This window comes from Candidatus Tisiphia endosymbiont of Parasteatoda lunata, assembly GCF_964030955.1.
GTDB lineage: Bacteria > Pseudomonadota > Alphaproteobacteria > Rickettsiales > Rickettsiaceae > Tisiphia.
Genome location: NZ_OZ035003.1, coordinates 1,201,034 through 1,214,310 on the forward strand (window position 1 = coordinate 1,201,034; position 13,277 = coordinate 1,214,310).

Genomic DNA, 13,277 nt, shown 5'->3' on the forward strand with positions numbered 1-13,277 from the left:
ACAATGGAAATAAATAGAACAATTTTTAGACTATACGACATTCGTGGCAGCAGTCTAATAGATATTAATCCAACTATTGCTTATAAAATTGGCTTTTGTTTTACCAAAATGCATATATCAAAGCAAGGGAATGAAATATTTATAGGATGTGATGGTAGATTAAGCTCCCCTGCCCTTTATCATGCTTTGGTTAATGGTATTATTTCAGCTAAGGGGAAGGTTACCTCAATAGGTATTGTACCCTCCCCTGTTTTATATTTTGCTGATAAAATATTTAAGCCACAAGCTAGCATAATGATAACAGGATCCCATAACCACAAAGATGATAATGGCTTTAAGTTGTTATCACAAGGAGAGTCTTTTTTCGACCAACAAATACAAGATTTACTAAATAATATTCTAAGTCAAGATTGGTCCACCAATCTTATTATACCAAAAAATTTTCTAGCACTAAGTAATATACGCAATTTAAATGTTACCGATAAATATCTAGATAGGATTTTGCAAGGAATAACTATAGAACCTCAAATAAAAGTCGCATGGGATCCTGCCAATGGTGCGGCTGGAAATATTATTGACTTATTAGCATTAAGATTACCCAACAAAAATATCGTTATAAATTCAGAAATTGATGGTAATTTTCCTAATCACCATCCAGATCCAACCATTCCCAAGAATCTAGAACAACTAATAGAGATAGTTAAGACTCAGGATTGCGATATTGGTATTGCATTCGATGGGGATGGAGATCGTATAGGCATTGTAAGTAAGAAAGGACGAATAATTTTAGGCGACCAAATTCTTGCTATATTGGCAAAAGATGTAATTGAGCAAAATCCAAATGCAACTATTATAATGGATATCAAATCAAGCAGTAGCATATTTAATCAGATTAAGTCCTATGGCGGAAACGTGATAATATGCAAAACAGGTCATTCCTTTATCAAAGATAAGATGCAAAAAACTAAGGCGTTACTTGGCGGTGAAACTAGTGGTCATATATTTTTTGCTGATAAATATTATGGATATGATGATGCAATTTATGCTGCCCTACGGTTTGTTGATTTACTATCAAGGTCAAAAAAAACTTTGGACGATATGATAGATGAGTTACCTAAATGTTATAGTACCCCTGAAATTAAGATTTCTGTATCAGATAACCTTAAATTTGATATTATTCAGCAAATAAAAGAGGATTTAAACAGCAGAAATATCACTTTTAACGATATTGATGGTATAAGGGTTGACTCACATAATATGCCCAATGAATCTCAAGGGTATGCATGGTGGTTACTAAGAGCTTCAAATACTGAAGCTAAAATTATTGCTAAATATGAATCAGATAGTTTGGAAAAACTAAATAGTCTAAAACTAGAGCTTTCATCTTTACTAGCCAAACATGGTTTGAAGCTATAGCTAACCCAAAAATATTTTAGCTATATACCCCAATTTGGGATAAGAATTGACAAACTCTTATCCCAAATTCGCGTTAACCACATATTTTAGCTACGGTTTTGTCGCATCTATAAATCATACTACATCAAGATTGTTAAAACTAAGGTTTTGGACATTATGATGCCATTAACATAGCAAAATTCTCAAAAGTAGAAAGATTATCATTAGCTCCAATTATTTGTCTTTTTTGCATCATACGAATATTTTCTATACCGGTAATAGTCATTTCTGCAGAATGAAAACTCTTAAAACCAAGCATTGGCTTTGTACGTTTTTTGATAAACCTATGATCTTGTTCTACAAGATTATTCAGGTATTTGGTCTGAATAACCTTAATTTTATAATCTTTAGGAACTTCTGTATTCAAATCATTAAGAGCAGCCGTATTACTACCGCTTTTATCAATTACTACTTTCTCAGGAAAATTATTCTCTCTAAAGGCTTTACGAAAAAATGCAAGTGCTGCAGGCTTGTCTCTATGCTTACGTAGCAGAAAGTCTACAGTATTACCAAGACTATCTAGTGCTCTATATAAATAAACCCATTTACCGTTTAATTTAATATAAGTCTCATCCATTCTCCAACTACTACCAACTGGCTTCTTTCTTTTTCTAACCACCTGATCTATCAATGGTACAAATTTTATAACCCATCTTTGTAATGTAGAGTGATCAATTTTTGCTCCCCTTATACTCATCATTTCTTCCAAATCTCGATAACTTAAAGAAAATCGGCATTTCATATAGACAAATAACATTATTATTTCTGGTGAAGAACAAAATCCTTTGAAATATGATAATAATCTTGCAGTAATACGAAACATCTTAACATCTTTTTTAGATCATTATATCAATCTTTTTTCTATTGTCCAACATATGCGACAGAACCTTAGATTGATCATAGGTTTGAAAAATAACGCGATAGCATTTCTGTATTTGCATATTAATAATTTTTATGAATGTTAATTATCTGCATGATAACATATTATTTAAATGTTATCACTACCTATATTACTGTTCCGCCTATTATTAATTTATTACATCGATGGTTGAGGTTATGTTATAATCTTCTGAAATCATCTAATTCTAATTAGGTATAGCTTGTTTAAGAAAATACTAAAAATAAAATTTATTTTTATAACTACTACATTGATTTTATTGATCAGCGGAATCAATTTTTGTATATTTTACTTATTTGTACCTAGTTTACTTGCAGAAAGTAAAACTCTAATAATTAAGCCTAAGTTGTCGATTGATCAAATTACTACGATATTAAATGATAATAAAATCATAAAATATCCTTATTTATTTGCATTTCTTACAAAAATATATTCATTAAAACATCCTATAAAAAGTGGGGAATATACTTTTACTCAAAATATTTCTCCAATGCAAACTTTAAAAATATTGTCCAGTGGCAAATCGATTATTCATAAAATGATTATACCTGAGGGTATGCTTGTATATGAAATAATACAAAAGATTAATAATGAAGAACACTTAATTGGGGAGATTCTAGGAACAATTCCTGAAGGATTTTTAATGCCATCTACTTATTTTTTTTCATATGGTGATCAAAAAGAGCAGATCATTGATAAAATGCGAAAATTAATGTCCCTGCATCTTGACAAAGTCATGGAAAGATTATCACCCAATTCCCCATTAAAAACCCGTCTTGACGTCTTAATTTTAGCGTCCATTGTGGAGAAGGAAGCTAGCTTAGACGCAGAAAAACCTTTGATTGCTGCTGTATTTCTAAATCGCCTTACCAAACATATGAAATTGCAAGCAGATCCAACGACGATTTATGCTATAACACTTGGGAAAGATAAACTAGCAAGGCGATTAACTAAAAAAGACTTAGCTATCCAATCACCCTATAATACATATTATGTCTTTAATTTACCACCTGGAGCTATTTCTTGTCCTGGAGTAAAATCTTTAGAAGCTGTAGTAAATCCTGCTAAAATTGATTCATTATATTTTGTCGTTAACATTATGGGAGGGCATAATTTTTCTAATAACCTTAACGATCACAATAAGTACGTTGAGATGTATCGCAAAAGTTTAAAGGAGCATTAAGTATGGACAATACTGAATTTGCCAAATTGGCTGAAAAAACAATATCTTTAATTGCCGATACGATTGAGGCAGAAGATAAGAATTGTCTTATCGATATTGATTTTCAAGGTGATATTCTAACCCTAACTACTAACCAAGGAGTATTTGTTATTAACAAACACTCAGCTGCTAAAGAAATTTGGTTATCTTCACCGATTAGTGGTCCTTACCATTTTTATTATGTTGCTGGTAAATGGAAATCAAAATCCTCTGATGATCTAGTTGTTATTTTAGAGCAGGAGTTAAAAATTAATATGCTAAATTGTAGCTATTAGTTGTTATCTTAGATTTAAGGAATAATGTTTAAGATTCATAATACCCCTATTCGGGGTAAGAATTAGTTAATTCTTATTCCGAATTGGCTTTAATAGCAGGAAAAATGCATTCTTAAAAAGGTTTTGCGAATGCATTTTAAACCTTTCTGAAGCTAAAAACATGATTTTAAAATCAGATGTAGAGCCGTTTCAAATCTGATTGTTTCGATAATTTCACCGAATTTGGGATAAGAATTGATAAATTCTTATCCCAAATTCGCGTATGATGTTATATTATTGTACTCTTTATTCAATTCTCTAATCACCCACATCCATATAATACAAATTATACCAAATATTATCATTAAGTATATAGAAATAGATTGATAAGTTGCACAAGGCAAAATAATAAATATTAAAGACTGGAGAAGGGCACTTGCTGACTTTCCAAGCTTAGTACCAATTACGTCGGCAGCGGCTTTACCTTTTGTCTTAAGTTCGGTATCTAGAGGAACATATGACATTTCTTTTGTAGAATCAAATAAAGTATATTTACTTGATTTACTTAGAACATTGTTGACTAGCCCCATGGTAATAGCAATCAAAGAAGGATCGGTTAGCATAAAGCTAACTACGATTATGGCAGAAAACCCATCAAAGTTAGATACTGAGAAAAATAGCATGCCAGTTATAAAGACCATTATTGGCGTTATACTTGCTGCTGTAAACCAGCCCAACCTTCTTACAATATTAGAGCCGAGAATAACAAATAAAATGGTAAATATGCCAGTAATACTTAGATAACTGCCAACAAAAGCAGCAAATTCCGTCGGTGTTTTATAAATCTTTGAAGCTGACGCTTTCCAAGGTCCTTCGACTAAATTTATAGCTATACCATAACAAACAAGTAGTGTAGCAATTAATCTAATATATCTTGAAGAAATAACCATTTTAAAACTTTCTATAATAGTCATGGATTGTCTCTTGACAGAAAATTGTAGTTTTTCTACCTGAACTTTATCTAATATTTTATGGTTTAGTACCCAAAAAGTTGCTAATGCTACTACACCTAATACCAATACACAGCCTAATATAATTTGTACTGAAAGTTCAGTCTCTGTATGTTGTAGGTCAAACCTTTTAATTAAAGATTGATTTAAATAAGCTAAATTTTCTAGAAACTTCCCTGATATATAAAGTCCTGTTTGAGCAAAAAGTCCAAATAAAGGATAGAATCTTTTCGATTGTTCCACCGAGGTTATATTATTAACAAATTGCCAAAAAAGTAACGCAAATATCACGCTTGGCCATAATTCTGCTATAATATAAAACATGGAAAAACTCCAATTAGATAGAAGTAATATAAACCATTTCAAATTGGGATAAGATTTTATTAAAATGCCGGCATGTTCACTACTCAAATGTAATGCTAGATGATTAGGAAAAATATAAAAGGCAAATAAGGCAAAAAATAGTAGAAAAACTGACAATATAAGGTAAAATATATACTCCCCTTTTATGTTATTTACTAATTTCACATAGATTATTGACAGTAGGAATGCCGAAGGTAGAACCCCCCAAAATTTAAGAAATGATACAGTTTCAGTACCAATCATAGTATTAATAAGACTATCTTTTAAAGCTCTGATAATATTTTGTATAAATAAAATACAGAACATCAACAATGTTACACTTAGAAACTTAGATAATTCACGCCTTTCGATAGGAAAGACATATTCTGACAATCTATTTGTTAGTTTTGAGGTGGGGGATGTGTTGCGAGTTATAGAGAGATACGAAAAAATTCTAGAAATGACTGCCATATAAGACCTAACCTACTTATTTATTGGCTAGGGCTACATATTAAAGCTTATTGTCTTTAGTGTCAAGAAGAATAAGCACGAATTTGAGCAGGGTAATTAAAAATTATAATCAATAGTTGATATAAACATAAGTTTAACCGCTCCTGATATCATTAATTTTTGAAAGCAGCGAAGAATTGATACTAATATTATATCTCTTGCAGAATTCGCTTCTGCTAGGGAATTTGTAGGAGGACCGGAACGCAGAACCGCAACGTACTCAAACGTACGTGAGGATTCAACTACCGTACCGACGTACAAATTACCAGCAGAAGTAGAATTATGCAAGAGGTCTTTATTTTTATTGTCCCACTTTGGGAGAAAAACCCCGCACTTGCAGTGCGTCGTTTCAACATAAATTTTAAATATCTTATCAAGAAAAGATAAGAATGAATCATACAGATATTTTTTAACAAAATCTTACACTTCACAGATATATTCTTTTTGTGTTGTGACACTTTCTAAATGAGCCATATACAAATAGTTTCTAACTTTTAAGTTAGTACATACATTAGGCATTCATGCCGTAATATTAAGCTCTGCACTTGCAGTGCAGAGTGGTTAACTACGGTTCTACCTGCGTTGTTGTATTACCTGCTAAAGATATATCTGGAATCTCTTCTAGTGGTATTGTTATTATTGACAAGTTAGTATCTACTGAGCAACGAATATTTTCGTTCTTACTATCAGAACTTTCACATACTTCTATTGGAAAAACTATTGGGAGATCAACGTTTTTGTTCTTACTGCCAAAACTTTTACATGTTCTGTATACAGCAATCCGAACAGAACTTATAATAGCAAGACCAACAATTAAACCACCAGCTGTGTATAAAATTTCTCCTGTTGACATTGTATCACTAACATCCTGATTATGAGAAATTGGTTTTTTAGTAGTATCATTTTTAGGAGTAGTAATGCCATCAGAGGTAGTAGCACCCTCTACTGTATCACCCTCACTTATTGCACGTTTTGCAATATAATGTGCTGACAGATTATCATTATCATCTATCGAGTTAGGACGAATCATAGAAAGAGTTGTCAATAACAGCATATCATCTTTAGCTGTATATAACTTAAGAGGCTCTACTTCTTTAGAAAGAGGTTTATCTTGTTTTAAAAAATTATGTTCCCGGTAATGATTAGCCCAGTTTCCCTTATTATGTTTGTTACGTCCCATATTTTTTCCTCCTTGTACATTAACAAATTTGTTGCATTCAACTACTTTAGATAAAGTATCAATTAATATCAAGTAAAATTATTATTTTAATAGCTAATATTCTAAATATAATAGCATATTAAAAATTACTATATATATTTGGTGTTAAAAAGATTATTTCAGTATCTTTATGATTGACTAAATAGGATTATTATAGTGTATATTAAATTTTGCTAGATTTCACGTTTAGCAAAAAATATATAAAAACATTTTAGGAGCATATGATGATAAAAAAAAATAGATTAATTACTACTATAATAGGATTACTATTACTAAGTTCAAATAGCTTAGCAAGTACAACAGCTGTAAAATCAAATGCCAATAAAACTAATGTTAGTAGTAGTGGCACTAATGATGAATTACAAGAAATTGAGAGAGATTTCAAGTCTTATGCTGCAGGAGTTTCTGCAAAATTGAGAGAAGAAATACAAGCATATCGTATAGCAGTTGCTAAACTTAATGGTCAAAAACGTGACTTATATAATAAAATCTCACAAGAAGCTCAAGAGTATTTTCGTAAGGAGCGGGAATATAAAAAAAGAATACTATCCTTAAGCAAAAATTCAGCTAAAAACCAAGAGGATACTAGCTCTATTGAGAAAAAATCTGACAAAAAAGATTTGCCTAAATAATGCTTTATGAACAATTTCAGCAGAATATTGAAAAGCTAGTTGATAGACCTCACCTGAGGTCTATCGCATTGGCTATTTCAGGTGGTTCTGATTCCATAGCCCTTTTAATGTTAACACATAAATGGGCTAGCACTAATAGTATTAAGCTAGTAGTGATGTTAGTTAATCATCATTTACGAGAGCAGGCTAAGTTGGAGCATGAGTATGTACGAGACTTAAGCCATAAATTGGGACATAGATATCACCAGCTTCATTTCGATCACCAAAATAATTTTTCTAATTTACAAGCAAGAGCTAGAGAAGGTCGTTATAAATTAATGACTGATTTATGTAGCAAATTAGATATATTGACAATTTTAACAGCACATCACTTGGATGATTATATAGAGAATTATTGTCTAAGATCAGAAAAAAAAAGTAGTATATTTGGACTTAGTAGCAGCAATATTAATTGGTATAATAATGTTAAAATAGTGAGACCATTGTTTAACATTCCAAAACAACAGTTAGTTGCATATTTAGTTACCAATAATGTAAAATGGTTTGAAGATGAATCTAATAAATCTGACAAATATCAACGAAATATCATTAGAAAAAAGCTATCCCTAGAAGGAGAATATATAAAGAATCAAATAACTTCTCAACAATCTAGAATTAACCAAGTAGTAGAAGAGAAATGGCAACCGGAATTGATTGCTTGCATCGCAGAATCAGTAAAAATTTATGATTTTGGTTTTGCTACTGTAAATTTATTAAAATTTGCAGAATTTTCTAGTGCAATAACACTACAGGTAATCAGTTTTGTACTTATCATTATTAGCGGTAAGAACCGTGCCAGTAGATCAGGCTCAATAAGCATGATAACAGAACTATTACAACAAAAAATAGACTTTATTAAGACACTCCATGGTTGCGTGATTAAAAAAATTAGTAATAATCTAATAATTTACCGAGAATTTGGTAGGAATTTACCTATAGATATTAGACTTAATAATGTAGATGCATGGGATGGTAGATTTTATTTCTATATCAATAGACCTCTTGTAGAATTCGCTCTAGCTCAGGAATTTGCAGGATATCCGGAACGCAGAACCACATCATACTCGAATGCATGTGAGGATTCGAGTACCGCACCGACGTCCAAATTACCAGCAGAAGTAGAATTATACAAGAAGTCTAATAATTCAGGCTATTTGATCAGTAACCTAACGATCAAGGATTATAGTAAAATAAGGCAAGATTTAGATTTTAAAATACTGAAAGACGCAAGTTTTAACAATCATATAGCTATTTTATTCACCCTACCAGTAGTCAAGATACTTGAAAAAGTTATAGCCATACCCCATATATCGTATTATAATGACCAAGGTTTGAGAAGCAGGCTTAGTGTTTCTTTCTCTCCCAATTTTATATCGCGTTTTACACATTTCTGTTAGGTGAGTAGTAGATGAATAATCAAAGTAAGAATGTTCTAATTTGGGTGTCGGTTTTTGTTTTAATGATACTTGTTTTTCATGCATTTCAAAATGATGGTTTTATTGGAGGAAGAAGTAATATCGCTTTTTCAGATTTTTTAACCAAAATTGATGAAAAATCAATTAGTGCTGTTAAAATTCAGGGTAGAATGATTGAGGGAACTCTAAGCGATGGATCTTCTTTTTCGACTTATGCTGCTGACTATCCAGATCTAATAAATCGCCTAAATAGCAATTCGGTTCATATTGAAATAGTGCCACCTGATACAAAAATGAACTTGTTGTTTAACATATTTGTTTCGTGGTTTCCAATGATTCTTTTGATAGGTGGGTGGGTGTTTTTCATGCGTCAAATGCAAGGTGGAGGAAAAGCCATGGGTTTTGGTAAATCTAAAGCTAAGCTAGTTTCAGACAAAGGCCCAAAAATTACTTTTAAAGATGTTGCTGGAATTAACGAAGCTAAAGAAGAATTAACTGAAATTGTTGATTTCCTTAGAGACCCAAGCAAATTCCAAAAACTTGGTGGTAAAATTCCAAAGGGATGTTTACTTATAGGATCACCTGGAACAGGTAAAACTCTCCTAGCAAAAGCTATAGCCGGCGAGGCAAATGTCCCATTCTTTAGTATATCTGGCTCTGATTTTGTTGAAATGTTCGTTGGCGTTGGTGCTAGCCGTGTCCGTGATATGTTCGAACAAGGTAAACGCAATGCTCCTTGTATAATTTTTATTGACGAAATAGATGCAGTAGGTCGCCACAGAGGTATTGGTATGGGTGGTGGCAACGATGAACGTGAACAAACACTAAATCAAATGCTGGTCGAAATGGATGGGTTTGAGGATAATGAAGGGGTAGTTATTATTGCTGCAACTAACAGACCGGATGTATTGGATCCAGCGTTGCTAAGACCTGGGAGATTTGATCGCCAAATTACTGTTCCTAATCCAGATATTGATGGTAGAGAACAAATTTTACAAGTACATTTGAAGAAAATAAAATGTGCCTCAAATATAGTAGCTAGAATCATAGCTAGAGGAACTCCTGGATCTTCAGGAGCATATCTTGCTAATCTTGTCAATGAATCTGCATTAATTGCTGCTCGCAAGGGTAAAAAAGAAGTAAGTATGACAGATTTAGAAGAGGCAAAAGATAAAGTGTTAATGGGTGTAGAAAGACGTTCTATGGTTATGTCAGATGAGCAGAAAAAACTAACTGCTTATCATGAGGGAGGGCATGCATTGGTTGGGTTGTATTGTCCTGCTTCTGATCCAATTCACAAAGCAACTATTATTCCAAGAGGTAGGTCACTTGGAATGGTTATGCGACTTCCTGAAAATGATCGTTTTTCTATGCCACGTGATAAAATGGAAGCTGACATAGCGGTGGCAATGGCTGGCAGGGTAGCTGAGGAGCTTATTTTTGGCAGAGATAAAGTTACTTCTGGGGCTTCTTCAGATATTAAAATGGCAACCCAAATGGCTAGAGCTATGGTAACGGACTGGGGGTTAAGTGATGCAATAGGACCAGTATATCATGGTTCGAGTAATGAAGATCTATATACTAGTGGTAGGGGAGCAGGTCATACTTCTGTACATACAGCAGAATTAATTGATACAGAAGTAAGAAAAATTATTGAAAAAGGTTATGATTTTGCCAAAAATATATTAACTACACATATTGATCAACTTCATTTGTTAGCTAAATTATTGATTGAACATGAGACATTGTCTGGTCAGCAAATTAAAAACTTGCTGAGTGATAGATCAATGAATTCAGAAGAGGAAAATTTATTTCCAATAAAAAATGACTATGGTGGTACTGTAAAAGTTAAGAAACTAAATCAGAAAAGAACAGCTGGGTAATTTAAAAGTCGTGGCTATGGTAAAGAAGTGTGCTTGATGTCACCCCACAACTGTTGAAAGTTAAAAATCGTCTATTAGCGAAGTGCTGTTGTAAGTCTTAAACCGTCATTGCGAGGAGTCGCTGCAAGCGGCGACGTGGCAAGGAGGTCTTGACTATCATGAAGATTGCCACAGTGCCTAACGGCGCTTCGCTAATAGACGATTTTTAACTTTCAACAGTTGTGCCGTCTACGCGGGGATGACATCTTTTCACCATTGATTACAACTTGTAAATTGCTCTGAAATATAGTTAGAATTTTAGATGAGGAATAAACATGGCAGAACTTAGATTACCACCTAATTCTAAAGTCCGTAAAGGTACTACATATAAACATTCTGGAGAAGCGGTTAAGTTACGTAATATCAGAATTTATAGATATGATCCAAATTCTGAAGAAAATCCTAGAATTGATATTTATGAGTTAGATCTATGCAAAACAGGTCCAATGGTTCTAGATGCCTTAATTAAAATAAAAAATGAAATAGATTCTACATTGACTTTTAGGCGTTCTTGTCGTGAAGGAATTTGTGGTAGCTGTGCGATGAATATAGATGGAACTAACACACTTGCTTGCATTAAGGCTATTGAAGAAATTCGTGGAGATGTCAAGATATATCCTCTACCGCACATGAAGGTAGTAAAAGATTTAGTACCTGATATGTCGCATTTCTATGCTCAATATGAATCGATAGAACCTTGGCTAAAAACTGACAGTCCGCCACCTTCCAATACTGAAAGATTGCAGTCTCTTAAGGATAGAGAAAAACTGGATGGTTTATATGAATGCATATTATGTGCGTGTTGTTCTACCTCTTGCCCAAGTTATTGGTGGAATGGTGATAAATATTTAGGACCTGCGATTTTACTACAAGCATATCGGTGGATTGCTGATTCTAGGGATGAGTATACTGGAGAACGTTTAGATGCTTTAGAAGATCCATTTAAATTATATCGTTGTCATACGATTATGAACTGTACAAAGACTTGTCCGAAAGGTTTAAATCCAGCTAAAGCTATTGCAGAGATAAAAAACGGTTTTGTCGCATCTATAAATCATACTACATCAAGATTGTTAAAACTAAGGTTTTGGACATTATGATGCCATTAACATAGCAAAATTCTCAAAAGTAGAAAGATTATCATTAGCTCCAATTATTTGTCTTTTTTGCATCATACGAATATTTTCTATACCGGTAATAGTCATTTCTGCAGAATGAAAACTCTTAAAACCAAGCATTGGCTTTGTACGTTTTTTGATAAACCTATGATCTTGTTCTACAAGATTATTCAGGTATTTGGTCTGAATAACCTTAATTTTATAGTCACCTTTTTGGTTAAAACCCCCAGCTTCAGCTGGGAAAGACTTCAGTCCTTGTTCTAATATTTCAATTCACTATAACTTGAATATATGATATTTTAATATACATAAGAGCAAGCTCTTCATGTATATTAAAATATCATATATGACAGATTATAACAAGACTAGCCACACTGTATTTTACCATCGCTTTCATGTTGTTTGGATCACTAAATATCGCTACAAAAGTATTGCAGGGTAACTTATAAGAATTAGGATCAGAGAGATAGCACAGGCATTAGTAATATCTCTTTAGAGTAATAGCGACTTCCAGTCTAGATATCAACCCACCAGCTTCAGCTGGTTGTTATTGAGAATCTTTAGGAACTTCTGTATTCAAATCATTAAGAGCAGCCGTATTACTACCGCTTTTATCAATTACTACTTTCTCAGGAAAATTATTCTCTCTAAAGGCTTTACGAAAAAATGCAAGTGCTGCAGGCTTGTCTCTATGCTTACGTAGTCTGTCCGGCAAAACTCTATAAGTCTTATAGATAATAGGGTTTAATGGCAGAAAATAGTTAACCACTCTGCACTGCAAGTGCAGAGCTTAATATTACGGCATGAATGCCTCATGTATGTACTAACTTAAAAGTTAGAAACTATTTGTGTATGGCTCATTTAGAAAGTGTCACAACACAAAAAAATATATCTGTGAAGTGTAAGATTTTGTTAAAAAATATCCTATCTTTTCTTGATAAGATATTTAAAATTTATGTTGAAACGACGCACTGCAAGTGCGGGGTTTTTCTCCCAAAGTGGGACAATAAATTGGTCTGGTCTAGAAGAATGGTTATCAAAAAATGTTTCTATTAAGAGATTTGGTAGAAATAGAAAATGTCATAGAGTGATGCTTGGTGTAACGATGCTACAAGCAATGTATAATTTTTCAGATTCATTAGCAGAGGAAGAACTAAAAGAAAACATGTATATAATGGACTGAAAAAATTAGACAAAGAAGCAGGTATTTTTGTTTCTCAATAAGTATAGAATAATAAATA

The 13,277-nt window shown here is 32.7% G+C and carries 14 protein-coding genes and 1 pseudogene; 9 read left to right on the forward strand and 6 right to left on the reverse strand.

The window, feature by feature from the left end:
- Positions 1-3 precede the first annotated feature (3 nt).
- The gene (locus AAHN00_RS07505; RefSeq protein WP_342272614.1) at positions 4-1,416 is read left to right on the forward strand and encodes a phosphomannomutase/phosphoglucomutase; all 1,413 of its coding nucleotides are present in this window, start codon (positions 4-6) and stop codon (positions 1,414-1,416) included.
- Positions 1,417-1,570: 154 nt separating this feature from the next.
- Here the strand turns inward: AAHN00_RS07505 and AAHN00_RS07510 are convergent, their stop codons facing one another.
- On the reverse strand, positions 1,571-2,278 hold the full coding sequence (locus AAHN00_RS07510) for an IS6 family transposase (RefSeq protein WP_342270905.1): 708 nt from the start codon (positions 2,276-2,278) through the stop codon (positions 1,571-1,573).
- Positions 2,279-2,567: 289 nt separating this feature from the next.
- On the opposite strand from AAHN00_RS07510, the gene mltG reads away from it, so the two are divergent.
- Entirely contained in the window at positions 2,568-3,536 is a 969-nt protein-coding gene (gene mltG, locus AAHN00_RS07515) for an endolytic transglycosylase MltG (protein ID WP_410521440.1), read from the forward strand.
- A 2-nt stretch (positions 3,537-3,538) separates the two neighbouring features.
- Entirely contained in the window at positions 3,539-3,850 is a 312-nt protein-coding gene (cyaY, locus tag AAHN00_RS07520; protein ID WP_341751403.1) for an iron donor protein CyaY, read from the forward strand.
- A gap of 245 nt (positions 3,851-4,095) precedes the next feature.
- Here cyaY and AAHN00_RS07525 read toward each other — a convergent pair whose 3' ends face one another.
- The 3 genes from AAHN00_RS07525 to AAHN00_RS07540 all read right to left on the reverse strand — a co-directional run bounded on the left by AAHN00_RS07525 (position 4,096) and on the right by AAHN00_RS07540 (position 6,871).
- Positions 4,096-5,616, reverse strand: coding sequence for an Npt1/Npt2 family nucleotide transporter (locus AAHN00_RS07525; protein WP_342272615.1), 1,521 nt, complete (start codon positions 5,614-5,616; stop codon positions 4,096-4,098).
- Between the two features lie 317 nt (positions 5,617-5,933).
- A complete protein-coding gene (locus tag AAHN00_RS07535) occupies positions 5,934-6,149 on the reverse strand; it encodes a hypothetical protein (RefSeq protein WP_342272555.1) in 216 nt (71 codons plus the stop codon).
- 107 nt (positions 6,150-6,256) lie between these two features.
- Positions 6,257-6,871 (reverse strand): hypothetical protein, encoded by a 615-nt coding sequence (locus tag AAHN00_RS07540; RefSeq protein ID WP_342270882.1) that lies wholly within the window; start codon positions 6,869-6,871, stop codon positions 6,257-6,259.
- Positions 6,872-7,134: 263 nt separating this feature from the next.
- Between AAHN00_RS07540 and AAHN00_RS07545 the strand changes: the two genes are divergently transcribed.
- The 4 genes from AAHN00_RS07545 (at position 7,135) to AAHN00_RS07560 (ending at position 12,018) form a co-directional block, all read left to right on the forward strand.
- Positions 7,135-7,542: a hypothetical protein gene (locus AAHN00_RS07545; RefSeq protein ID WP_342270883.1), complete on the forward strand. Its 408-nt coding sequence runs from the start codon at positions 7,135-7,137 to the stop codon at positions 7,540-7,542.
- Entirely contained in the window at positions 7,542-8,978 is a 1,437-nt protein-coding gene (gene tilS / locus AAHN00_RS07550) for a tRNA lysidine(34) synthetase TilS (RefSeq protein ID WP_342270884.1), read from the forward strand. The genes AAHN00_RS07545 and tilS overlap by 1 nt, the downstream gene beginning before the upstream one ends.
- 11 nt (positions 8,979-8,989) lie before the next feature.
- Positions 8,990-10,879, forward strand: coding sequence for an ATP-dependent zinc metalloprotease FtsH (gene ftsH / locus AAHN00_RS07555; protein ID WP_342270885.1), 1,890 nt, complete (start codon positions 8,990-8,992; stop codon positions 10,877-10,879).
- Positions 10,880-11,193: 314 nt separating this feature from the next.
- Entirely contained in the window at positions 11,194-12,018 is an 825-nt protein-coding gene (locus AAHN00_RS07560) for a succinate dehydrogenase iron-sulfur subunit (protein ID WP_342270886.1), read from the forward strand.
- On the opposite strand, the pseudogene AAHN00_RS07565 reads toward AAHN00_RS07560, so the two are convergent.
- Together AAHN00_RS07565 and AAHN00_RS07570 are read right to left on the reverse strand one after the other, a co-directional pair.
- Positions 12,013-12,237: pseudogene (locus AAHN00_RS07565) on the reverse strand (DDE-type integrase/transposase/recombinase); the annotation flags it as partial. The gene AAHN00_RS07560 and the pseudogene AAHN00_RS07565 sit on opposite strands and share 6 nt — an antisense overlap.
- A gap of 346 nt (positions 12,238-12,583) precedes the next feature.
- Positions 12,584-12,751: a DDE-type integrase/transposase/recombinase gene (locus tag AAHN00_RS07570; RefSeq protein WP_410521369.1), complete on the reverse strand. Its 168-nt coding sequence runs from the start codon at positions 12,749-12,751 to the stop codon at positions 12,584-12,586.
- Positions 12,752-12,888: 137 nt separating this feature from the next.
- Here AAHN00_RS07570 and AAHN00_RS07575 point away from each other — a divergent pair, with 137 nt between their 5' ends.
- Positions 12,889-13,092 carry a hypothetical protein gene (locus tag AAHN00_RS07575; RefSeq protein ID WP_342270887.1) on the forward strand — a complete coding sequence of 68 codons (204 nt, stop codon included), beginning with the start codon at positions 12,889-12,891 and terminating at the stop codon, positions 13,090-13,092.
- The gene (locus AAHN00_RS07580) at positions 12,995-13,219 is read left to right on the forward strand and encodes a transposase (protein ID WP_342272616.1); all 225 of its coding nucleotides are present in this window, start codon (positions 12,995-12,997) and stop codon (positions 13,217-13,219) included. The genes AAHN00_RS07575 and AAHN00_RS07580 overlap by 98 nt, the downstream gene beginning before the upstream one ends.
- Positions 13,220-13,277 lie beyond the last annotated feature (58 nt).